The following is a 23797-nucleotide window of genomic DNA, read 5'->3' on the forward strand; positions in this document are numbered from 1 at the left end:
CCCGCCCGGCCCGCGCCGACACTCCTCGAGCCCCTCGACACCTCCGGCTCACTGCCCCGCATCGACGACGACTCGGAGGATGACGACGCCGAGACGAACAGCCGCGTCTCGACGGGCATCATCGTCGGCCTACTCGCCATCGTGCTCGTCGTCGCCTACTTCGCGATCACCAACATCCTCCAACTCCTGGGCGTGCCCCTCGTGGAGAAGGAGGTGCCCGCCGCGCGCACGGTGCCATCCACCGCCGCCGCCCCCAGCAGTGACGGCCGGGGCGGGAACGCGCCCGGCTCCCAGGCGCCGATCACCATCACCGGCGCGAAGAGCCTGAGTGGCCAGCATCCCGAGCTCGAGGGTCGCCTCGTCGATGGGGACACCTCCAAGGACTGGCACACCCAGTGGGCGAACCAGCCCACGGGACTGGGCAATGTGAGCATCGCCGTCACCCTGAAGCAGGCCGCCCCCGTCTCCGGGATCAGCCTCCAGGGGACCGGCCAGGGCGGTCACGTCCAGATCCGCGCCACCAGCGCGCAGGACCCCCAGGGGGGCACCCTGCTGGCGGAGGGCCCCTTCACCTCGGGGGCCACGTCCTTCTCCTTCGGTGCCACCACGACGGACACGATCGTGATCGTCATCACCGAGTTGCCGGTGGCCCCCGACGACGGCAAGAACAAGGCCACTATCACCGAGATCACCCTTCGATAGGCGAGAGGTCGGGAACAAGCGGTTTTCATCGTTGGTTGCAACAACTACCGCTACTCGATTTCTCGCACACAGGAGAGTCATGATCCACGACGTCGTCATCGTCGGCTCCGGACCTGCCGGTTACACGGCCGCCATCTACACCGCGCGCGCGCAGCTGAGCCCCATCGTGCTCGCAGGCTCCGTGACGGCCGGGGGCGCCCTCATGAACACCACGGAGGTGGAGAACTACCCCGGGTACGACGAGGGCATCATGGGCCCCGAGCTCATGAGCCACATGCAGGAGCAGGCTGAGCGCTTCGGCGCGGACATCCGCTACGAGGACGTCACCGCGCTGGACCTGACCGGTGACATCAAGCGCATCACCACGGACGACGCCGTCTACGAGGCTCGCACCGTCATCATCTCCACGGGCTCGGAGTACCGCAAGCTCGGGATCGATGACGAGGACCGGCTCTCCGGCCACGGCGTCTCCTACTGCGCCACCTGCGACGGTTTCTTCTTCAAGGACAAGCCGATCGTCGTCGTCGGGGGTGGCGACTCCGCGATGGAGGAGGCCACGTTCCTCACCCGCTTCGGCTCCTCCGTCACCGTTGTCCACCGCCGCGACCAGCTGCGGGCGAGCGCCGCCATGGCCGCTCGCGCCGAGGCGGACCCGAAGATCTCCTTCGCCTGGAACTCCAAGGTCGTCGCGCTGGGCGGGCAGGATTCCCTCCAGTCCGTCACCCTGGAGGACACCGTCACCGGCGAGCGCCGCGAGATCCCCGCTGAGGGCCTGTTCGTCGCCATCGGCCAGATCCCGCGCTCCGAGCTCGTCAAGGACGTCCTCGAGCTCGACGACGCCGGCTACATCGTCGTTGACGCGCCCAGCCAGCGCACGGCCATCCCCGGGGTCTTCGCCTGTGGCGACGTCGCCGACGCCACCTACCAGCAGGCCATCACCGCCGCCGGCTCGGGCTGTCGCGCCGCGCTGGACGCTGAGCACTACATCGCTTCGCTCACCGCCTGACCACCTGTTTCCACTCCACTCTCATCGACCATTCATTAGGAGATCTCATGTCCAACGCACTCACCGTCACCGACGCCACCTACGAGGCCGAGGTCGCCTCCTCCGAGCTTCCCGTCCTCATTGACTTCTGGGCGCCCTGGTGCGGCCCTTGCCGCCAGATGGCCCCGGTGGTGGACAAGGTTGCCGATGAGCTCGGAGAGAAGGTCAAGGTCGTCAAGGTCGACATCGACGAGAACCCGTCAATCGCCCAGTCCTTCGGCATCACCTCCATCCCGACGTTCGTCGTCGTCAAGGGCGGTCAGACCGTCCACCAGTTCTCCGGCTCCCGTCCCAAGCCGGCGTTCCTCAAGGAGATCGAGAAGGCCCTCGGCTGACGACTGGCCGCGTAGGAGCGTTCGCCGCTCCGCCCGCGCTGCCTGAGCATCGCGTGATCCCCGTGCCCTCCGCCCCTCGTGGGGTGGGGGGCACGATTCTGCTATCTATACGGAATATCTTTCATCCGCCCAATATTAATCGGCGCCGCCTACTATTTTAAAAGCGTCCTCCTTTTATCGCGGCATGATGTTTCACGTGAAACAGCTTGTGCGCGATGGGCGCTGATACCTCGACGACCACCATCGTCCTACGATGGGAGCGACTCTCATCCCACTTCGACCAGCGAGGCGCAGCATGCAGTTCATCTCCACCCGTGGCCAGGCACCATCGGTCAGTTTCACCGAAGCGCTCCTCATGGGACTTGAACCCGATGGGGGGCTTGCTGTTCCCGCCACGATTCCCACGATCACCGTGGACGTCCTCGAGGACTGGCGCTCTCTTGACTACGCCGCACTGGCAGCGGCCGTCATCGGCCTCTTCGCGACCGACATCCCGAAAGCCGATCTGCGCGCGATCGTCTCGGCAGCCTATGGAGCCGACCGATTCCCGACTCCCGTGGTTCCACTGAAACCGCTCGACGGCGTCGTTCCTGGCCTCACGCTGGTCGGGCTGTCCGAGGGGCCCACGATGGCGTTCAAGGACCTCGCGATGCAGTTCCTGGGTCAGGCGATCCCATACGTGCTCGCGCGCGATGGGAAGGTCCTCAACATCCTCGGTGCGACCAGCGGCGACACCGGCTCGGCCGCCGAGCACGCCTTCCGCGGGCAGGAAGGGGTCTCGGTGTTCATGCTCTCGCCGGTTGGGAGGATGAGCGACGTGCAACGCGCGCAGATGTACTCCCTGGCTGATCCGAATATCCACAATATCGCGGTTGAGGGAGTCTTCGATGACTGTCAGGCGCTCGTCAAGGCCCTCAGCAACGATGCCGCCCTCAAGGCTGAGCACAGCCTCGGCGCTGTCAACTCCATCAACATCGGCCGCATCGTCGCCCAGGCGGTCTACTACGTTTGGGCATGGTTGCGAGCCTCCGACGGCGTTGCGGAAGAGGAGCGGGCACCGTTCCACGTGGACGTAGTAGTTCCGTCTGGAAACTTCGGCAATATCTACGCCGGTCACCTCGCCAAGAGCATGGGCCTCCCAATCCGCCGGCTCATCCTGGCGACGAACGAGAACAACGTCCTCGATGACCTCTTCACCTCCGGCGTCTACCGCCCGCGCTCAGCGGCCGAGACCTTAGCGACCTCAAGCCCCTCGATGGACATCTCACGCGCCTCCAACCTGGAGCGCTTCGTGTGGCAACTCCTCGGACCGGAAGAGTTCGTCTCCCGCTGGGCCTCGCTGGAGGAGACCGGCTCTCTCGATCTCACCGACCGCCTCCGGGACATGCATGAGGAATTCGGCTTCGTCTCCGGAACGTCAACACACAAGGATCGTCTTGCCTCGATCGCGCGCGTCCATGCGGAGGCCGGTGCGCTCATCGATCCTCATACCGCTGACGGCATCACCGTGGCCCTGCGCCACATGGAACAGGGATACCCAACACTCGTCATGGAGACGGCCCTGGCCGCCAAGTTCGCCGAGACCGTGGAGGAGGCTCTCGGTGATGCACCCGAACCACCGATGTTTGTGCGGGAGCTCCTCGGCAAGGAGCAGCACGTCATCGAGATCCCGAACAGCGAGGATGAGCTGCGCGCGCTGATCAGGCGCTCAGCCCTGCATCGGGGCTGAGCCAGGAGACCCCAACTCCAAGGGGCCGTGTTTCACGTGAAACAGCCCGAGGGTGTTTCACGTGAAACACAGCGATTCCGCCGAGTCGATTCGCTATCGAGTACTCAATCCATTGCTCTCTCACTCCGGGGCCGTGTTTCACGTGAAACACGGCCCCGCTGCTCACCCGGAGGAGAGGGGACGAGGCCAACACCGGACGTGGCAGACTTGGAACACAGCAGGGCTGCCCGCCCGGAAAGGACGATGACGTGACTGATCCGCAGCATGTGAAAGGGAACCGGCTCGATCCCTGGCTCGACAACTACGCAGCGCGCGCCCATGGTCTGCGCGCCTCAGAGACACGCTCCTTGTTCGCCGTGGCTGCCCGCCCCGAGGTCGTCTCGCTCGCCGGCGGCATGCCCAATCTGAAAGACCTGCCTCTGGAACGACTCGCTGAGGCCACCGCGACCATGCTGCGCAAAGATGGTGGAAAGGCACTGCAATACGGCAACGGGCAGGGACTGCCCCGTCTTCGGGAGCAGATCCCTGAGGTGATGGCGCTGGAGGGGATCGACGCTGATCCTGAAGACGTCATCATCACCACCGGATCCCAACAGGCCGTCGATATCATCACCGAGCTGTTCATCGATCCGGGAGATGTGGTGCTCGCGGAAGCGCCCACCTATGTCGGCTCCCTGTCCATCTTCTCCACCTACCAGGCGGACGTGCAACAGGTCCCCATCGATGCTGAGGGCGTCATCCCGGAGGCCCTGGAGGAGCGGATTGAGTCACTCAAGCGTCAGGGGCGGACCGTGAAGTTCTTCTACTGCCTCCCCAACTTCCACAACCCCGCGGGAGTCACGCTCTCAGAGGAGAGGCGTCCACAGATCATCGAGATCTGCCGCCGCCACCATGTGCTCATCGTCGAGGACAATCCTTATGGGCTTCTCGGCTTCGAGGGCCAGACCTATACGGCCTTGAAGACGCTCGCCCCGGATGATGTCGTCTACCTTGGCTCTTTCTCGAAGATCTTCGCCCCGGGCTATCGCGTCGGATGGGCGGTGGCCCCGCCAGCGGTCCGGGACAAGATGAAACTCGCCTCAGAGGCAGCGATCCTCTGCCCCTCTTCCATGGGCCAGTACTCGATCTCCACCTATCTCGAGCAGTTCGACTGGCGCGCCCAGATCTCCGAGTTCCGCGGCATGTATCGCCGCCGCAGGGACGCCATGATCTCCGCCCTGGAGGAATACCTTCCCGGTTGCACGTGGAACACTCCCGACGGCGGCTTCTACGTCTGGCTTGGTCTGCCCGAGGGCCTGGATGCGAAGGAGATGCTTCCCAGGGCCGTCACGAATCTCGTCGCCTATGTCTCCGGTACCGCGTTCTTCGCGGGAGGCCGAGCCGGCGAGGATCATCTCAGGCTCTCCTTCTGCTATCCCGAGCCGGAGGAGATCAGAGAGGGGGTCCGCCGGCTCTCGGAAGTCGTGGCCCGCGATCTTGAGCTTGTCCAGTTGTTCGGCCCGGCGCGCTCTGAGCCGCGCCCCGGCGTATCCGCTCCCGCCCCCGACCAGATCTGAGGTAGTTCCATGACAATCGCGACATCGCCCGAGCCCCTGCGCATCGCCGTCCTCGCCGGCGGCCTCAGCCATGAGAGGGACGTATCCCAGCGCTCAGGGAACCGCGTGGCACAAGTCCTCCGTCACCTCGGCCACAGCGTCATCGTCCTCGACGTGGATGCCCGAATGATCTCCTCACTCCGCGCCTTCAGCCCTGATGTTGTGTGGCCGCTGGTTCACGGTGGACACGGGGAGGACGGCGGCCTCCAAAACGTGCTCATCGGCCTTGAGCTTCCCTATGTCGGCACCCACTCCGACGGATGCCAGCGTGCCTCATTCAAACCGACAGCAAAGGCCACTGTCCGCACCGGAGGTGTTCTCACCCCTGACTCGCTCACCCTCCCCAAGGACTACTTCGCCCAGATGGGCGCCCAGGAGGTCCTTGGCATGGTCACCGATCACCTCGGGCTGCCAGTGGTGGTGAAGCCGAATCAGGGCGGCTCGGGGCTCGGCGTCTCCCTGGCCTCGAACGCGGATGATCTCCGCTCAGCGATGGTGGGGTGCTTCGCCTACGACGAGCGGGCGCTTATCGAGAAGTACGTCGCCGGTACGGAGGTCGCGGTATCCGTCGTCGACACCGGTTCAGGTCCACGTGCGCTCCCACCGGTGGAAGTCTTCTCCGAAGGGGCTTACGACTTCGACGCCCGCTACAACCCCGGTAGGTCGGAGTACTTCGTCCCCGCCCGTCTTTCAGAGGCCGCCATTGAGCGGCTCAAGGAGACCGCCATTGTCGTCCACACGACGTTGGGGCTCGGTCACGTCTCCAGGACCGACCTCATCCTCGATGAGACTGGAACCCCCTGGTTCATCGATGTCAATGTCACTCCGGGAATGACCGAGACGAGCCTTTTCCCACTCGCCGCCGAAGCGGATGGCGACCTCCCGAGCCTCTACGACGCACTCGTGCACGCACCGCTGCTCTGACGGCACCCATCTGACACCTGATCGCCCCGACGCGCTTCGACGCGCGTCGGGGCGATCATTTTGCTTCTGTCATCTCAACTCTCCCCGGACCGTTTCACGTGAAACACGTCAACGGCCGCCGCGGCGGCATGGGGCGAAGTGCTCGTGGATCGAGCGGTTTCACGTGAAACCGCCCCCTCCGCCCGTGAAATAGCGGTGTTTCACGTGAAACACCGCTGCTCGGATTCCGGGGTAATACACAATATTGCCCGCCTCGTCCGCTGTTTCACGTGAAACAGTCGCGCCGCCAATCGAGAGGATTGGCGGCGCGATGATTGGGCAGGTGAGGCGGGCGGCCCTTAGACCTCGTCCAGCGAGGTACCCGGCGCGAGGGCCTCGACCAGCCGGGCAAGATCATCCTCACCCGCGAACTCGATAGTGATCTTTCCCTTCTTGGCGCCTCGAACCACCTTCACCCGGGTGTCAAAGGCATCCGAGAGGCGGGTGGAGAGCGCGGGGAGGGGAAGTGAGCGACTGCGCTCAGAACTCGGCTTCGCAGTGGTGCCAGGTTCATCGTGAAGCGCGACGAGCTCCTCCGTGGCTCGCACGGAAAGCCCCTCGGAAACGATCCGCTCGGCGAGGGTCTCCATCGCATCATGGTCCGGCAGCCCAAGGAGGGAGCGGGCATGCCCTGCGCTGAGCACTCCGGCGGCGAGCCGACGCTGCACGGTGCCGGGCAACTTCATGAGGCGCAGGGTGTTGGAAATCTGAGAGCGTGAGCGCGCGATCCTCCGGGAGAGCTCAGCATGAGTGCAGCCAAAGTCCTCCAGGAGTGCCTGATACGCCGCGGCTTCTTCCAGGGGATTCAGTTGAACGCGGTGGAGGTTCTCCAGCAGGGCGTCACGGAGGAGGTCCTGATCGTCGGTGTAGCGGACGATCGCGGGAATCGTCTCGATGCCGGCATGCTTGGAGGCGCGCAGACGGCGCTCACCCATGATGAGCTCGTAGCGCGTGCCGTCCTCATCATCGATGCGTCGAACGACGATGGGCTGGAGGAGTCCGACCTCTTTGATGGATGAGGCGAGTTCCTCGATATCCTCCTCATCGAAGACCTGTCGCGGCTGCCTCGGGTTGGGTGAGATGAGTTCCACGGGAAGCTCCGCGAAGGTCGCCCCTGGGACCGGGACGAGTCCGCTGGGGTCCTCTCCCTGCCCATCACCATTCTCACCTGGCGTCGCCACCGAGCCACCATTCTCGACGGCGACCTCCTCGGTCACCACGTCCTGTGCCTCAGCGCCATGGACATCGCTGGGCTGGGCGTCCGCCACATCAGAGGCCTCGACGGTGGGAGCGCCGGTTTCACGTGAAACCGACTTCTTCCCAGGATCAGAGTCCTTCTGAGCGGTTTCACGTGAAACACCCTCGACGGCTTTCTCCGCCTTCTTCTCGATCTCGCTCGCCGGCCTCTTCGCCGCGACGCTCGCGACCCCCCTCGTGGTCTCCACGGGCTGCCGACTCCGATTACCAGAGCCCTTTCGCCCGTTCTTCGAAGCTCTCTTCGACGGAGCGAGAAGAGTGGCGGCGATATCCGCCGAGGTGTGTGCCGCCTGCCCGGATGCCGTGGCTTCCTCCGCCGCGCCGGGCTGCTTCTCCTCGTTGCCGATCTCCGCCTTCACGCCGTCGTCCGCCTTGGCGGCGCGAGCGGCGCGCCCCTCGGGGAAGAAGACGTCCGTGGGGCGCCTGACGGGGGCCTCCGCCTGGGCCTCCGGAATGAGGGCCTGCAGCCCACGACCGAGTCCGCGCTTCTTCTGCGCCATCTGTGCTCAGGCCTCCTTGGAGTTGTTGTCCGCCGTGCCGGCGTCGTTGCTGTTGACGTTTCCCGTGATCCCCGCGTCCTCGACCTGGGGGTTGTGGGAGCCCTCGGTGGCCTCACGAACCACGCGCCGCGTCTGCCATCCCGCGATGCCGCGGTCGGCGATCTCCCAAGCGAGTCTCTTGTAGGCGATGGCGCCTGAGGCACGTGGATCCCAGAACACCACGGGCGAGCCGAAGGAGGGGGCCTCCGCCACTCGGATCGAGCGCGGGATCTTCGTGTCGAGTGTGGCGTCGGGGAAGTAGGTCCGCACCTCCGCCTCCACGTCCCTGGCGAGGGTGGTGCGCCCATCGAACATGGTCAGGACGATCATGGAGACGGCGAGTGCGGGGTTGTGGATTTTCGCGATCCGCTCGATAGAGCGGCTGAGCAGCGCCAGGCCCTCCAGGGCGTAGTACTCGGCCTGCATCGGGATGAGCACCTCATTGGCGGCCACGAAGGCATTGATCGTCATGATGCCCAGGCTCGGGGGGCAGTCAATGATGATGTAGTCCATTCGGGGCTGCCCGTCCTCATACCGGGAGCGCAGGTAGTCCTCAAGGGCGAGGCGAAGCTTGGATTCACGTGACGAGGTGTTGATGAGCTCGATCTCGACGGCGGCCACGTCAATCGTGGCGGGCAGGCAGTAGAGGGTCGGGGCGAAGCGCGTCTGGACGACGACGTCGTTGAACGGCATGCCATCCACGAGCACGTCGTAGATCGAAGCGTGCTCCTCATCGTGGGGCACGCCGAGGGCGGTGGAGGCATTGCCCTGGGAATCGGCGTCAATGAGCAGCACGTGAAGCCCCGCCTCCGCGAGGGCTGCGGCCACGTTGACGGCGGTCGAGGTCTTTCCCACCCCGCCCTTCTGGTTGGCCACCGCGATCACCCGGGTCTGCTCGGGTGGCTGAAACCCGCCCTCGGCCAACTCGCTCAGTGTCGAGTGATCAGCTCGGACCTGATCGAAGATGGATCCCGGCACGCTGCCCTCCTCCAACGACGGCGCACGGCACCTCAAGGGGCACCGTCTGTCCCGTCAGTCTACGGCAGGAGTACCGCGAGCCACTGGTGGGCGCGAGGCGAACTCAGCGACGTGGGCGCTGAACCTGGACGACTTTCGTCACGTCGTCGCCAGCGGTGACGACTTCATGGACGACAGCGGGCAGGAGCTTCGCCTTCTTAATGACGTACTTGGCGTCGCGGACCTCATCGTCCGCCTTGGCGCCCTTGAGGGCGAGGAGGCTCGCCCCAGGGCGGAGCATTGGCGCCGTGAGCCGGACGAGCTTGGAGAGATTGGCGACGGCGCGCGCGGTCACAGCGTCGTACTTCTCTTTCATCTCCTCGGCCCGGGCGCGGTGAATCGTCACGTTGTCGAGGCCGAGCTCCTCGACGACATCTGATAACCAGACTACGCGGCGCTCCATAGTTTCAATAAGCGAAACTTCTAGATCTGGTCGGATGATCGCGATGATGATCCCGGGAAAACCCGCCCCGGATCCGACGTCGGCCACGGTCCCCCGGGAGGGCAGGAAAGGGCCGACAGCGGCGGAGTTGACGAGGTGGCGGGACCAGAGCCTGGGGAGCTCGCGAGGACCCAGAAGGCCCCGCAACTCGCCCTCGGCGACCAGCATCTGGGCGAAGCGCTCCGCCGCCGGGAAGCCGAGTCCGAAGATCTCGCGCATCTCCTCACTCGGCCGCTCAACCTCGGCGGACTGATCCTCCAGGGCGCTCCCGGCGTCCTCCTGATCCTGCCCCATGCTCAGTCCTGGGCCTGCTCGGCGCTCTCGGCACTGTCAGCGCTGCCGGCGTCGTCGATGCCAGGCTCGTCATCCTCCTCGGGCAGCATGATGACGACGTGGCGGTGCGGCTCGGCGCCCTCGGACTCGGAGACCAGCCCCGCCGCGGCGACGACGTCGTGGCAGACCTTCCGCTCGAAGGGGTTCATCGGCGCCAAGGACACGGTCTCGCCCGAGGCGTGGACCCGGGCGACGGCCTCGGCGGCGATCTTGGTGAGCTCCTCGCGCCGGCCCGCGCGATAGCCGTTGATGTCGAGCATGAGGCGCGAGCGGTTACCGGTGCGCGCCTGAACGGCGAGCCTGGTGAGCTCCTGAACGGCCTCAAGGACCTCGCCGTCGCGGCCAACGAGGTCGGCGAGCTCGCGCTCATCGCCCTCCTCCGAGGCGACGATGGCGATCGAGGCGCGACCGTGATCGACGTCGATGTCGATGTCCCCGCCGAGGTCGGCGATGTCGAGGAGTTCCTCGAGGTAGTCGGCGCCGATCTCACCCTCCTCCTCCAGGCGCTTGACGGTGTTGGAAACGGCCGGGGCCGCTACCGCGTTGTCAGTGTTGTCCGTCACGATCTGTCCGTTCCTTTGCTTCTGAGGGTTCAATGCTGGGTGGGCCGAGGCCTCGCTCAGCGGTTCTTGCGCTGATTCTTCGCCTGGGCCTTGCGCTTGGCGGCCGCCTGCTGGCGGGCGCGGGCCTTGCGCTCGTAACGGCGCCGGGCGATCTCCTGCTCGGTGAGCCCGCCGTGCCTGGCCGAGCCCGACGTCGTCGAAGCCCGCGAGTCATCATCCGACGCGCCTTCGTCGGAGCCCTGCGCGGCATAGGCCTCCTCGACGGTGGCCGGCAGGGACCTCTTCTGGCGGTTCTTACGCACGGGCTGGACGCGCTGCCCCCCGGTCCTGCCGGCGGCCTCGGCCTCGGCGACGCGCTTGGCAGCCTCCTCCTCTTCAAGGGAGGGCAGGCCCTTGGCGGCCCGCTTGGCGTTCTGCTTGGCCCGGTAGTTGCGCTCCGCCTCCGACCCGGGCGCCGGCATCCGGTGGATCGTGTAGAACTGCTGGCCCATGGTCCACAGGTTGGAGACCAGCCAATAAATGAGCACGCCGATCTGGAAGTTGATGCCCGTGATCGCGAACACGATGGGCATCACCGTCGTCATGATCTTCTGGGTCCGCATCATCGGGTTGTCGTCCGTCTTGGACGAGTCCGGCATGTTCTTGATGCTGATCTGCGCCATCGTGTACCACTGGCTCACGGACATGGCGACGATGAGGATCACGGAGACGATCTGGACCGTCAGGTTGCCGTTGGCCTGCATAAAGGACGAGGACAGCGGCGCCCCGAGGAGGGTAGAGTTCTGCACCTGCTCGGCCAGGTCAGCGGTCAGGGGGCCGATCGATCCGCGGGAGTAGGAGCCATCGGCCACCTTCTGCAGGGACGCGAGCACCCGTAACAGGGCAAAGAAGATCGGCATCTGCACGATGATGGGCAGGCAGGAGGCCATGGGGTTGGTCCCGTGCTTGCGGTAGAGGGCCGTCATCTCCTCCTGGAGCCGCTGACGGGAGGCCGGGTCCTTCTTGCCTTTGTACTTCTCCTGGAGGGCCTTGAGCTCGGGCTGCATGAGTTGCATGCCCCGTTGGGCGCGGATCTGCCGCACGAACAGCGGCATCATGAGCAGGCGGACCACGATCGTCAGGCCGACAATCGACAGCACCCAGGCGATGCCCGCCCCGTCGGGCAGGCCGATGGCGACCAGGGCCTTGTGGATGTAGACCATGACCCAGGCGATAGCCACCTTGATCGGCCACAGTATCGTGTCCATCTGCACTCCTTGTATGCGTCTGGCGGGAGGGAACCGCCTGCCGGATAATCCGGCGCTTCCCGCTCAGCCCTTCTCGAGCTCGAAGCGGGGGATGTCGTGTGGGTAGTGGTAGCGCCATCGACCCCGGTCAGGCACATGGTCGACGCCGCCCCTGCTCCAGGGATTGCACCTCAGGACCCGCCAGGCCGCCAGCGCGAGGCCCTTGAGAGCGCCATGCGCGCCCAGCGCCTCGACGGCGTAGGACGAGCAAGTCGGGTAGTAGCGGCACCTGGCGGGGATCGCCGGGGAGATCCAGTGCTGATAGGCGTGCACGCAGGCCGCCATGGCCCGCGCCGGGGGTGAGGGACGGGCACCGGGTGAGTCGATCATCGACGTCGTCCCCTCCCCGCCAGGTCACGGCAGCGGGCCAGCGCGCGATCGAGATCGACGCCGAGCTCAGCGCTCGTGGCGCCGTCGGCCTCGGCGAGCCCTCGGATGACGATCCGCGAGCCGGGCTCGACCCCCCCGATCCGCGCCCGCATGAGGGCCCGGATGCGACGCTTGATGCGATTGCGGTGCGTGGCCCTGGCCACCTGCTTCTTCGGCACCACGACGCCGACGAGTCCGGGAGTGGTGTCCCCGGCCCCGCCGGCGCGGTAGTGAACGACGAGCCTGCGGCTCCCGCTGCGCGCACCGGACTTCACCGCGATCGAGAAATCATCCGATCGCAGCATCCGATGCGCGGCCGGGATCACCTCAGGCGGCGAGACGCGCGCGGCCCTTGCGGCGGCGCGAGGCGAGAACGGCGCGGCCAGCGCGGGTGCTCATGCGCTTGCGGAAACCGTGCACCTTGGCGCGACGGCGGTTGTTCGGCTGGAAGGTCCGCTTGCTCACGGGGATACTCCTGGTCGGAAACTGTGGAACAGCGCGACGCGGATCGCGGCGCTGTCGCTCGCGGTGGCTGCCCCAGGATGGGGGGCGTGACTCCACGCGAACGTCCGCACCACAATACGTTTCGGCGCTCTGACGGGTCAAACCCCGGTGGCGCTCGAGGGTGAGAAACGGGCCACGTCGGCGGAAGGCGCCCCCGCGCGCTAGGCTCGTCGTCCAGATACGTTCATCATCACTCAGGAGAACCACGTGCTCGAGGACGCGGTCACCAAGTGGCACTCGGCTCTTGAGGTCCTCGCGGCCTCGGGCGAGCTCGGCCAGGGCAAGGTGTCCATCATCCGCATGACCGGGGTCATCGACGTCGATGGCACCCTGGTCCTCGTCGCAGGCTCCTCATTCGCCAAGGACATCATCGACAAGTCCCGCGGCCCCATCGGCCGCGCCCTCATGACGGCCTGGGGCAGGGAGGTCCCCTTCGAGGTCATGATCGATACCTCCGGGGACTCCGTGCCCCCGCCCCCGCCGTCGGCCCCGAGCGCCGAGCAGAGTCTTCCCGGCAGCCCCTTCATGCCCCCAGTCCCGCCAGCGCCCATCACGCCATCGGCGGTCCACCCCACCGCCGTGGCCGACCCCGGATCGGCGCCGTCGACCCTCTCCCCGCCGTCGGCGCCGTCGGGCGCCCCCCTTCCCCAGCCGGCGCCGTCGGCCCTCGTGACGGGGCGCGCCGACTTCGCGATAGGCGGGCGCGGGCCCTCGACAGGGGGCACCGGGGCCAATCCCTTCGCGGCCACGGCGCCCACGAGCCCCGACGGCTCCACCCTCAACCCGCGCTATACCTTCGACACCTACGTCACCGGCTCCTCCAACCGCTTCGCGCACGCGGCGTCTATCGCCGTCGCCGAGGCCCCGGCCCGCGCTTACAACCCCCTGTTCATCTACGGGGGCTCCGGGTTGGGCAAGACCCACCTCCTCCACGCCATCGGCCACTACGCGCGCACGCTCGACCCCACGACGCGCATCAAGTACGTCAACTCCGAGGAGTTCACGGCCGACTTCATCGCCGCCGTGCGCGACAACCGCGACAACGGCAGCCTCGACTCCTTCAAGCGCCGCTACCGCGACGTCGACATCCTGCTCGTCGACGACATCCAGTTCCTAGCGGACAAGGAGCAGACCCTCGAGGAGTTCTTCCACACCTTCAACGCCCTCCACTCCGCGGGCAAGCAGGTGGTCCTCACCTCGGACCAGCCGCCCAAGGCCATGAACAACCTCGACGAGCGCCTGCGCTCGCGCTTCGAGTGGGGCCTGCTCGCCGACGTCCAACCGCCGGACCTCGAGACCCGCATGGCGATCCTGTCGCTCAAGGCCCGGGCCGAGGGGCTCGACCTTCCCATGGACGTCCTGGAGTACATCGCCTCCCGGGTGACCACCAACATCCGCGAGCTCGAGGGCGCGCTCATCCGGGTGACCGCCTTCGCCTCGCTCAACCAGCAGACGATCGACCAGACCCTGGCCGAGATGGTCCTGCGGGACATCATCTCCGACCCCGCCGGCGAGGAGATCACCACCTCCCTCATCATGGCGCAGACGGCGGACTACTTCGGCATCACCGTCGACGACCTGTGCAGCGCCAACCGCTCGCGCCTCATCGTCCACGCGCGCCACATCGCCATGTACCTGTGCCGCGAGTTGACCGACCTCTCCCTGCCCAAGATCGGCCGAGAGTTCGGCGGGCGCGACCACACCACCGTCATGAGCGCGGACAAGAAGATCCGCCAGCAGATGGCCGAGCGCCGCTCCACCTTCAACCAGGTCACCGAGATGACCAGCCGCATCAAGCAGGCGGCCCTGGAACAGGCCTGACACCCCCTCGCCGAGACCGGTCGAAAATAGGAGCGAGACCGGTCCTCTATCCACAGGCTCACATGGGGACGAGGGCGCTGAGGCCGTTACCGCGCCCTCTGAACCGGTCTCGATCGTCATTTCGACCGGTCTCGGTTGTAGGGGCGGGCATGAGATTGCCTTGATTTAGCGGGGATTGACACGACTGTGGGGCCCGTGTGACTCATGTGATCCATGGGATGGTTGATTGTGATCCACGCCTGTGGACAAGCCTGTGGACACCGCCGTCGACGCGGTGGACGCCGTTGCCCGGTCTGTGGCGCCCGCCGGGCCAAGTTGTGATTCGGACCCGGGCGCCACTGCGCCTCTCCACCCCTGCCATGCCCCGGGGCACCGAACCACTCCCTTGTAGTTCCACATCCGCATCAAGCCGTGGCCAGCGGGTAATGCCGTTTCCCACAGGATCCACACCTCCTACTACACCTACCAACCCACTACACGAGCCCGAATCACAAGCCCGGCCAACGAGGCGCTCCGCCTCCTAGCCCGGGCGCCCGGAGGATCGACCCCATCGCCGCGCTCGGCTCACGAGGCGCATCGAGCGCAAACCGTCTACACTCGCCGATGTTGTCTGTCCGCACTCTCCTCAGGGGGCCATAGTGAAGCTCAGGGTCGACCGCGATGTCCTCGCGGAGGCTGTCACCTGGACAGCCCGCTCCGTTCCCGCCCGCCCGCCCGTGCCCGTCCTGGCCGGCGTGCGACTGGAGGCCTCCGGATCGACGTTGGTCCTGGCCTCCTTCGACTACGAGGTCTCCGCCCACTGCGAGGTGCCGGCCGACATCGAGGCCGAGGGCGTTGTCCTCGTCTCCGGGCGCCTACTCGCCGACATCGCCAAGGCCCTCCCCGCCAAGCCGGTCGACCTCGAGCTCGAGGGGACCAAGGTGATGGTCACCTGCGGCTCCTCGCGCTTCTCCCTGTCGGCCATGGCCGCCGACGACTACCCGGCGCTGCCCCCCATGCCCCAAGTGGCCGGCACGATCGACGCCCACGACCTCGCCCAGGCGGTCGCCCAGGTCTCCATCGCCGCCTCCCGCGACGAGACCCTGCCGCTGCTCACCTCCATCCAGGTCGACGTCCAGGGCGACGCCCTGACCCTCATGGCCACCGACCGCTACCGGCTCGCCGTGCGCGAGATGACCTGGACGCCGTCGGACTCCTCCTTGGAGACCACCGCCCTGCTCAAGGCGCGCACGCTGTCCGACGTGGCCAAGTCGCTCACCTCCTCCGGAGATGTCACCCTCGCCCTGTCCGACGGCGGCGGGACCTCCTCGGGCCTCATCGGCTTCGAGGCCGGCGGGCGCCGCACGACCTCCTTGCTCACCGACGGCGACTACCCCCCGGTGCTGCGCCTCTTCCCCGAGCAGACCCTCATCCACGCCACCGTCGGACGTGAGGAGCTCATGGCCGCGGTGCGGCGCGTCAGCCTCGTCGCCGAGCGCTCCACCCCGATCCACATGTCGTTCACCCAAGGGACCCTCGCTCTCGAGGCCGGTCAGAGTGATGACGCCCAGGCCTCTGAGAGCATCGTGGCGCACCTAGAGGGCGACGACATCGCGACGGCCTTCAACCCGGGATACCTCCTCGACGGCCTCGGCGCTATCTCCGACCCCTATGTGCGCCTTGACTTCACGCACGCCTCCAAGCCCGCGGTCCTGACCGGCATGAGCGCGATCGGCGGCGAGGAGGACTCCTCCTTCCGTTACCTCATCATGCCGATTCGCTTCGGCGCCTGACCCGGCGCGAGGCCCCGACAACGTTCTCGCGCCATCCTCGCGCGCCGCTCGTGTACGTCTCCGACCTGGCACTCGACGACTTCAGGTCCTATCGGCACCTCGTGGTGGGCCTGGAGCCGGGCATCAGCGCGTTCATCGGCCCCAATGGGCAGGGCAAAACCAACCTCGTCGAGGCGATCGCCTACCTGTCCACGCTGAGCAGCCACCGTGTGGGCGCTGATCGGGCCCTCGTGCGGCGCGCCGACGACGGCGAGCAGCCCGGCGGAGCCGTCGTGCGGGCCAAGGTGGTTCACGGCGAGCGCCCCAGCGTCATCGAGATCGAGATCATCGCGGGCAGGGCTAACCGCGCCCGCCTCAATCGCGGCGCCTGCCGTCCGCGGGACCTCACCGGGATCCTGCGCACCGTCGTCTTCGCGCCAGAGGACCTCGCCCTCGTGCGCGACGAGCCTGGGGTGCGGCGCCGCTTCCTCGACGACCTCGCCGTCATGCTGCGCCCCGCTCTCGCCGGGACGCGCCTCGAGCACGACAAGATCCTCGCCCAGCGCGCGAGCCTCCTGCGCTCGGCGCGCGCCCACCGGGGCCGGGGCTCCTCCTCCATGGAATCGATGATGTCCACCCTGGAGGTCTGGGACGCCCAGCTCGCCGCCGCGGCCTCGCGGCTCATCGCCGCGCGAATCGAAGTCGTCAGGCGCCTGCGCCCCTGGGTCGAGTCCTGCTACGAGGCCGTCTCGGGCAATCAGTCCGAGGCGCGCCTCGCCTACCGCTCCAGCCTCCTGGCTCATGAGGGCGCCATTGAGCCCGAGCCCGGAACGGGGTGGGATGCGGTGGCCACCGCCGAGAGCGGACTCGCCGACGCCCAGGCGGTGGCCGCCCGCCTGGAGGCGGCGATGGGCGGGCTCCACGAGCGTGAGATCGAGCGCGGCGCCAACCTCGTGGGCGCCCACCGCGATGACCTCTCCCTCTTCCTGGGATCCCTGCCAGCCAAGGGCTTCGCCTCCCACGGCGAGCAGTGGTCGCTGGCGCTGGCACTGCGCCTGGCCTCCTACGAGATGCTCCGGCACGACGTCGATGCCTACGGGGGCGACGGCGAGCCGGTCCTCATCCTCGATGATGTGTTCGCCTCACTCGATGACAGGCGCCGTCAGGCGTTGGCTTCCATGGTGGTCGGCGCTCAGCAGGTGCTGGTCACGGCCGCTGTCGACGCCGACGTGCCGGATGGCCTGGCCGGAGCGCGCTTCCGGGTGGCCGGATCGGAGGTGACCCGTGACTGAGGACCAGCCGGGGGCTGAGGGCGCGGGCGTCGACCACCCCTGCGATCGTGAGGCGGGCGCCGCCGGGGACGGCGCGAGCCTCGCCTCGCGAGCACTGTCCCGCGTGCGGGCCTCCGCGTTCGAGCGCGGCCACATGCGAGGGCCCGCGCGTTCCAGCGGGCGCCCGGGGGCGGATGACCCCGCGCCCTGGGACGCTCCCCGGCGTCGCGTCGGCGTCAACGGCGAGGGGGGCGGCGATCCCGAGAGTGAGGACTGGACGGATCGCGCGCCCGGGCTTGCCACTGATCGCGGCCGCCCCGGCCCCAGCCGTTTCGACCCGAGGACCGCGAAGAAGGACCTCGCCCGCATGGTCGACCGCAAGGGATGGGCGGGGATGCTCGCAGTGGCCGGCGTCGCCGCCCGCTGGGAGGAGATCGTGGGCAGGTCTGTCGCCGAGCACTCGCGCGTGGAGTCCTTTGAGCCCGGGCGGATCACCATCCGGGCGTCCTCCTCCAGTTGGGCGCAGCAGTTGCGGCTCATGATGCCCACCATCTTGCGGCGCATCAGCGAGGAGGTCGGGGGCGCCGGGGTCGATGTCCATGTGCTGGGCCCGGCCGGGCCCAGCTGGCGCCATGGACGCTTCCCCGTGCGCGGCGGGCGCGGCCCCCGCGACACCTACGGCTGAGGCGCGGCGCCGTGGTCGGAGCGCGGGGAACGGAGGTGACGCCCGGCACGCTCCGCCAGGCCCTTCGAGGTCGGGCTCCCGGAAGGTTTCGCGATAGGATCGCCTCGGACAAGCCCATGGCGCGTCGAAGGCATTGAAGGCGCTGACGCGTACCCCTCCCCATGGAAGGGTCCTGCCTCCCAGGAGCGCCCTGTGAGAGTGGAACGCCGACGACCGTCCCGGGCGACGCGGCGGGGACACCGCCCCGCACCGCCCGGCCCGCCCGCACCGCGGGCGCGAGAACTGAGGAGCAGCAAGCACGTGCCCGACCAGGACGCCTCTGAGAACCCCGTGCCCGAATTCACCTCCGCCGACGTGGCATCTCCCCAGGTGGAGGCCCATCCGGTGACGCCCGCCTCGCCCGCGGCCGCGGGCTCCGCGGACTACGGTGCCTCCGACATCACTGTCCTGGAGGGGCTGGAGGCCGTGCGCAAACGCCCGGGCATGTACATCGGCTCCACCGGTGAGCGGGGCCTGCACCACCTCGTCTACGAGGTCGTCGACAACTCCGTCGACGAGGCCCTCGCCGGCTACTGCGATCACATCCAGGTCACGATCCTCGCCGACGGCGGGGTGCGCGTCGTCGACAACGGCCGCGGCATCCCCGTGGACATCCACCCCACCGAGGGCAAGCCCACCGTCGAGGTCGTCATGACGATCCTGCACGCCGGCGGCAAGTTCGGCGGCGGCGGCTACGCCGTCTCCGGCGGCCTGCACGGCGTGGGCATCTCCGTGGTCAACGCCCTGTCCACCCGCGTGGACACCGAGATCCGCCGCCAGGGACACGTGTGGCGCATGTCCTTCGCCGACGGCGGCCGGCCCATCACCGAGCTCGTCCGGGGTGAGGAGACCGAGGCCACCGGCACCACCCAGACCTTCTACCCCGACCCGCGGATCTTCGAGACGGTCGACTTCGACTACGAGACGCTGCGCCGCCGCTTCCAGCAGATGGCCTTCCTCAACAAGGGACTGCGGATCACCCTGACCGATGAGCGCCCCAGCGCCGTCGAGGAGGGCGATGAGATCGCCGGAGACGAGGGCGGGCCGGGAGCCGAGGCGCCGGTGCCGGCCAAGGGGCACCGCTCCGACACCTTCCGCTACGAGCACGGGCTGCGCGACTACGTCGCCTTCCTCAACAAGTCCAAGAAGGCCGAGCTCATCCACCCCGAGATCATCGACTTCGAGGCCGAGACCGCCCTGGAGGGCAGCCGCTCCATCAGCCTCGAGATCGCCATGCAGTGGACCAGCGCCTACTCCGAGTCCGTCCACACCTATGCCAACACCATCAACACCACCGAGGGAGGCAGCCACGAGGAGGGCTTCCGCACCGCGCTGACCACCCTGGTCAACAAGTACGCCCGCGACAAGGGCCTGCTCAAGGACAAGGACGACAACCTCACTGGTGACGATATCCGTGAGGGCCTGACCGCGGTCATCTCGGTCAAGCTCTCCGAGCCGCAGTTCGAGGGCCAGACCAAGACCAAGCTCGGAAACACCGAGGCCCGCACCTTCGTCCAGCAGACCGTCTACTCCCAACTCGGCGACTGGCTCGACTCCCACCCCGCGGACGCCAAGTCCGTCATCTCTAAGGCCTCGCAGGCCGCCGCCGCTCGCCTGGCCGCCCGCAAGGCCCGCGAGGCCACGCGCCGCAAGGGCGTCCTGGAGTCCGCCTCCATGCCCGGCAAGTTGCGCGACTGCTCCTCGCGCGACGCCTCCGTGTGCGAGATCTTCATCGTCGAGGGGGACTCCGCGGGAGGCTCCGCCGTCGGCGGGCGCGACCCCGAGCACCAGGCCATCATGCCGATCCGCGGCAAGATCCTGAACGTGGAGAAGGCCCGCCTGGACCGCGCCCTGTCATCCGACACGATCCGCAGCCTCATCACGGCCTTCGGCACCGGCATCGGCGAGGACTTCGACCTGACCAAGCTGCGCTACGGCAAGATCGTCATCATGGCCGACGCCGATGTCGACGGTCAGCACATCGCCACCCTCCTGCTCACGCTCCTGTTCCGCTACATGCGCCCCCTCATCGAGCACGGGCACACCTACATCGCGATGCCGCCCCTGTACCGCCTCAAGTGGTCCAACGCGGACCACGAGTTCGCCTACTCCGACGCCGAGCGCGACAAGCTCCTCGTCGCGGGCGCTGACGCCGGTCGCCGCCTGCCCAAGGAGGGCGGCATCCAGCGCTACAAGGGACTGGGCGAGATGAACGACCACGAGCTGTGGGAGACCACCATGGACCCCTCCTCCCGCATCCTCAAGCAGGTCACTCTCGATGAGGCCGCGAACGCCGATGAGACCTTCGCGATCCTCATGGGCGACGACGTCGAGCAGCGCCGCTCCTTCATCCAGCGCAACGCGACCGACGTCCGCTTCCTCGACATCTGACCCACCGGCCGCCGTCGGCCCCACGCCACCGCCTGGCAAGGCACTCAAGGCACTGAAGGACACTGAAGGATCCACGTGAGCGACGAGACCACCACCCCCACCGGCACCCAGGAGCACGACCGCATCCAGCCGGTTGACCTCCAGATGGAGATGCAGCGCTCCTACCTGGACTACGCGATGAGCGTCATCGTCGGGCGCGCCCTGCCGGACGTGCGCGACGGCCTCAAGCCCGTCCACCGCCGAGTCCTGTACGCCATGTACGACGGCGGGTACCGCCCCAATTCCTCCTTCTCCAAGTCCTCCCGCGTGGTGGGCGAGGTCATGGGCAACTATCACCCCCACGGTGACGCCGCCATCTACGACGCCCTCGCGCGCCTCGTGCAGTGGTGGTCCCTGCGCTACCCGCTGGTGGCCGGGCAGGGCAACTTCGGCACTCCCGGCAACCTGGGGCCGGCCGCCCCCAGGTACACCGAGTGCAAGATGGCCCCGCTGGCCATGGAGATGGTCCGGGACATCGACGAGGAGAGCGTCGACTTCCAGGACAACTACGACGGCAGGAACCAGGAGCCGACGATCCTGCCGGCCCGCTTCCCCAACCTGCTCGTCAACGGCTCCGAGGGCATCGCGGTGGGCATGGCCACCCGCATCCCCCCGCACAACCTGCGCGAGGTCGCCCGCGGCGTCCAGTGGTTCCTCGACCACCCCGACGCCACCCGCGAGGAGCTTCTTGAGGCTCTCCTCGAGATCATCCCCGGCCCCGACTTCCCCACCGGCGCCACCATCCTGGGCCGGCGCGGCATCGAGGACGCCTACCGCACCGGGCGAGGCTCCATCACCCAGCGGGCCGTCGTCAACGTCGAGGAGATCCAGGGCCGCCAGTGCCTCGTCGTCACCGAGCTGCCCTACCAGGTCAACCCGGACAACCTCGCCGACAAGATCGCCCAACTCGTGCGCGACGGGCAGGTGGGCGGCATCGCCGACATCCGCGACGAGACGTCCGGCCGCACGGGCCAACGGCTCGTCATCGTCCTCAAGCGCGACGCCGTCGCCAAGGTGGTCCTCAACAACCTCTACAAGCGCACCCCGCTGCAGGACAACTTCCCCGCCAACATGCTCGCCCTGGTGGACGGGGTGCCCCGCACGCTCAGCATCGACGGCTTCGTACGCCACTGGGTGGACCACCAGATCGACGTCATCGTGCGCCGCTCCCGCTACCGCCTGCGCAAGGCCGAGGAGCGCCTGCACATCTTGGAGGGCCTGCTCAAGGCCATCGACGCCCTCGACGCCGTCATCGCCCTCATCCGGCGCTCGCCGACCACTGAGGAGGCCCGCACCGGCCTCATGGGGCTGCTCGGTGTCGACGAGGCCCAGGCCGAGGCGATCCTGTCCCTCCAGTTGCGCCGCCTAGCCGCCCTGGAGCGCCTCAAGATCCAGACCGAGGCCGAGGAGCTCAAGGCCAAGGTCGCCGACCTTCGCGACATCATCGCCTCCCCGCAGCGTCAGCGCGACATCGTTTCCACCGAGCTCGCCGAGATCGTCGACAAGTTCGGCGATGAGCGCCGCACGAGGATCGTCCCCTTCGACGGCGAGATGAGCATGGAGGACCTCATCCCCGAGGAGGACGTCGTCGTCACCATCACCCGCTCCGGCTACGCCAAGCGCACCCGCACCGACGCCTACCGCTCCCAGCACCGCGGCGGCAAGGGCGTGCGCGGCGCCACCCTGCGCGAGGACGACATCGTCCAGCACTTCGGGGTGACCACCACGCACCGCTGGCTGCTGTTCTTCACCAACCTCGGCCGGGTCTACCGCGCCAAGGCCTACGAGCTGCCCGAGGGCGGCCGCGACTCCAAGGGCCAGCATGTGGCCAACCTGCTCGCCTTCCAGCCCGGCGAGGAGATCGCCCAGGTCATGGATCTCGGCGCCTACGACCAGGCCGACTACCTCGTGCTGGCCACGCGTCGCGGCCTGGTGAAGAAGACCCGCCTGAGCGAGTACGACTCCAACCGCTCGGGCGGCATCATCGCCATTAACCTGCGCGATGACGAGGATGGCAACCCCGATGAGCTTATCTCCGCCTCGCTCCTGTCGGCCGGCCAGGACCTGCTGCTCGTCTCCCGCCACGGCCAGTCCCTGCGCTTCCACGCCGATGACGCCACCCTGCGCCCCACAGGGCGAGCCACGAGCGGCGTGACCGGGATGCGCTTCCGGGGGGAGGACTCCCTGCTCGCCATGGGAGTCATCGACCCCTCCTGGGACAACGCCGACCTGTTCGTCGTCACCGAGGGCGGCTTCGCCAAGCGCACCAACGTGCGCGACTACCCGGTCAAGGGACGCGGCGGCCTGGGCGTCAAGGTCGCCAATCTCGTCGAGGAGCGGGGCGATCTCGTGGGCGCGCTCGTGACCGCCCCCGGTGATGAGGTGATGTGCATCATGGCGTCTGGCAAGGTGGTTCGCTCCGCCATCGCCGAGGTGTCCGTGACCGGCCGCGCCACACAGGGTGTGACCTTCGCGAAGCCCGACGACGGCGACCGCATCATCGCGGTGGCCCGGAACGCCGAGCGCGACCTCGATGCTGATGACTCTGCACAGGTCCCCGCCGACACGGTAGCGTTGAGCGAGGACGAGAGTGAGGACCAATGAGCCAGCCCGACGCCGCCCAGCCCATGAACGCATCCATCGCGACGAACCCGCCCGCGGTCGGCGCGGCCAACCCCGGTAAGGGCGGCAAGCAGTCCGCGCTGGGTAGCCCGCGCCGCGTGCGGCTCGTGGTCAACCGAATCGACCCCTGGTCCGTCCTCAAGGTGTCACTGCTGCTCAACGTGGCGATCGGCATCATGATGGTGGTCGGCGCGGCCGTCGTGTGGTTCATGCTCGACTCGCTGCACGTGTTCTCCCAGATCCAGGACCTCGTGAGCTCGGTGGTGGAGACCAACTCCAACGCCTTCACCGGCGTCGTGGAGTACATGAAGTTCTCGCGGGCCATCTCGCTGTCCACGATCATCGCGGTCGTCAATCTCATCCTGAGCACCGCCTTGTGCACGCTCGCGGCCCTCTTGTACAACATCATCGCCTCTCTCGTGGGCGGGATTCATCTCACACTGGCGGATGACTGATCGATTTGGTTGTCCCAGACCCGATGGGATAATCTCATCCGGTC

The 23797-nt window shown here is 67.5% G+C and carries 20 protein-coding genes and 1 pseudogene; 13 read left to right on the forward strand and 8 right to left on the reverse strand.

The window, feature by feature from the left end; translation table 11 throughout:
- From GVV75_RS04900 to GVV75_RS04925, 6 genes and pseudogenes are all read left to right on the forward strand, one after another.
- Positions 1-702 (forward strand): annotated as a pseudogene (locus tag GVV75_RS04900) (hypothetical protein); the annotation flags it as partial.
- Between the two features lie 79 nt (positions 703-781).
- Positions 782-1708: a thioredoxin-disulfide reductase gene (gene trxB / locus GVV75_RS04905; protein ID WP_159624273.1), complete on the forward strand. Its 927-nt coding sequence runs from the start codon at positions 782-784 to the stop codon at positions 1706-1708.
- 47 nt (positions 1709-1755) lie between these two features.
- Positions 1756-2082, forward strand: coding sequence for a thioredoxin (gene trxA, locus GVV75_RS04910; RefSeq protein WP_159624275.1), 327 nt, complete (start codon positions 1756-1758; stop codon positions 2080-2082).
- Positions 2083-2377: 295 nt separating this feature from the next.
- Positions 2378-3811, forward strand: coding sequence for a threonine synthase (thrC, locus tag GVV75_RS04915; RefSeq protein WP_159813767.1), 1434 nt, complete (start codon positions 2378-2380; stop codon positions 3809-3811).
- A 248-nt stretch (positions 3812-4059) separates the two neighbouring features.
- Positions 4060-5367 carry an aminotransferase-like domain-containing protein gene (locus GVV75_RS04920; protein ID WP_159813769.1) on the forward strand — a complete coding sequence of 436 codons (1308 nt, stop codon included), beginning with the start codon at positions 4060-4062 and terminating at the stop codon, positions 5365-5367.
- A gap of 9 nt (positions 5368-5376) precedes the next feature.
- Positions 5377-6330 carry a D-alanine--D-alanine ligase family protein gene (locus GVV75_RS04925; RefSeq protein ID WP_159813771.1) on the forward strand — a complete coding sequence of 318 codons (954 nt, stop codon included), beginning with the start codon at positions 5377-5379 and terminating at the stop codon, positions 6328-6330.
- 338 nt (positions 6331-6668) lie between these two features.
- Here the strand turns inward: GVV75_RS04925 and GVV75_RS04930 are convergent, their stop codons facing one another.
- The 8 genes from GVV75_RS04930 to rpmH form a co-directional block, all read right to left on the reverse strand.
- Positions 6669-8126, reverse strand: coding sequence for a ParB/RepB/Spo0J family partition protein (locus GVV75_RS04930; protein WP_159813773.1), 1458 nt, complete (start codon positions 8124-8126; stop codon positions 6669-6671).
- A gap of 6 nt (positions 8127-8132) precedes the next feature.
- Positions 8133-9143, reverse strand: a complete 1011-nt coding sequence (locus GVV75_RS04935; protein WP_159624285.1) for a ParA family protein — start codon at positions 9141-9143, stop codon at positions 8133-8135.
- A gap of 103 nt (positions 9144-9246) precedes the next feature.
- Positions 9247-9918, reverse strand: a complete 672-nt coding sequence (gene rsmG, locus GVV75_RS04940; RefSeq protein WP_159624287.1) for a 16S rRNA (guanine(527)-N(7))-methyltransferase RsmG — start codon at positions 9916-9918, stop codon at positions 9247-9249.
- 2 nt (positions 9919-9920) lie between these two features.
- On the reverse strand, positions 9921-10520 hold the full coding sequence (locus GVV75_RS04945) for a Jag family protein (RefSeq protein ID WP_159813775.1): 600 nt from the start codon (positions 10518-10520) through the stop codon (positions 9921-9923).
- A gap of 56 nt (positions 10521-10576) precedes the next feature.
- Entirely contained in the window at positions 10577-11767 is a 1191-nt protein-coding gene (gene yidC / locus GVV75_RS04950; protein WP_159624291.1) for a membrane protein insertase YidC, read from the reverse strand.
- Positions 11768-11830: 63 nt separating this feature from the next.
- Positions 11831-12136, reverse strand: coding sequence for a membrane protein insertion efficiency factor YidD (gene yidD, locus GVV75_RS04955; protein WP_159624293.1), 306 nt, complete (start codon positions 12134-12136; stop codon positions 11831-11833).
- Positions 12133-12498: a ribonuclease P protein component gene (gene rnpA / locus GVV75_RS04960; protein ID WP_268891760.1), complete on the reverse strand. Its 366-nt coding sequence runs from the start codon at positions 12496-12498 to the stop codon at positions 12133-12135. The genes yidD and rnpA overlap by 4 nt, the downstream gene beginning before the upstream one ends.
- A 4-nt stretch (positions 12499-12502) precedes the next feature.
- Entirely contained in the window at positions 12503-12640 is a 138-nt protein-coding gene (rpmH, locus tag GVV75_RS04965) for a 50S ribosomal protein L34 (protein ID WP_017177846.1), read from the reverse strand.
- A 246-nt stretch (positions 12641-12886) separates the two neighbouring features.
- Between rpmH and dnaA the strand changes: the two genes are divergently transcribed.
- The 7 genes from dnaA (at position 12887) to GVV75_RS05000 (ending at position 23753) form a co-directional block, all read left to right on the forward strand.
- Complete coding sequence (gene dnaA, locus GVV75_RS04970; protein WP_159624297.1) at positions 12887-14500, forward strand: chromosomal replication initiator protein DnaA; 1614 nt, start codon at positions 12887-12889, stop codon at positions 14498-14500.
- 638 nt (positions 14501-15138) lie between these two features.
- Positions 15139-16272, forward strand: coding sequence for a DNA polymerase III subunit beta (gene dnaN, locus GVV75_RS04975; protein ID WP_159624299.1), 1134 nt, complete (start codon positions 15139-15141; stop codon positions 16270-16272).
- Positions 16273-16322: 50 nt separating this feature from the next.
- Positions 16323-17543: a DNA replication/repair protein RecF gene (recF, locus tag GVV75_RS04980; RefSeq protein ID WP_159624301.1), complete on the forward strand. Its 1221-nt coding sequence runs from the start codon at positions 16323-16325 to the stop codon at positions 17541-17543.
- Complete coding sequence (locus GVV75_RS04985; protein ID WP_235925233.1) at positions 17536-18207, forward strand: DUF721 domain-containing protein; 672 nt, start codon at positions 17536-17538, stop codon at positions 18205-18207. The genes recF and GVV75_RS04985 overlap by 8 nt, the downstream gene beginning before the upstream one ends.
- 384 nt (positions 18208-18591) lie before the next feature.
- Positions 18592-20637: a DNA topoisomerase (ATP-hydrolyzing) subunit B gene (gene gyrB, locus GVV75_RS04990; protein ID WP_159624675.1), complete on the forward strand. Its 2046-nt coding sequence runs from the start codon at positions 18592-18594 to the stop codon at positions 20635-20637.
- 75 nt (positions 20638-20712) lie between these two features.
- Positions 20713-23280: a DNA gyrase subunit A gene (gyrA, locus tag GVV75_RS04995; protein WP_159624303.1), complete on the forward strand. Its 2568-nt coding sequence runs from the start codon at positions 20713-20715 to the stop codon at positions 23278-23280.
- Entirely contained in the window at positions 23277-23753 is a 477-nt protein-coding gene (locus GVV75_RS05000) for a DUF3566 domain-containing protein (protein ID WP_159624305.1), read from the forward strand. The genes gyrA and GVV75_RS05000 overlap by 4 nt, the downstream gene beginning before the upstream one ends.
- The last annotated feature ends 44 nt before the right edge of the window (positions 23754-23797 follow it).

It is taken from the genome of Actinomyces sp. zg328, assembly GCF_009829635.1.
Lineage (GTDB): Bacteria > Actinomycetota > Actinomycetes > Actinomycetales > Actinomycetaceae > Actinomyces > Actinomyces marmotae.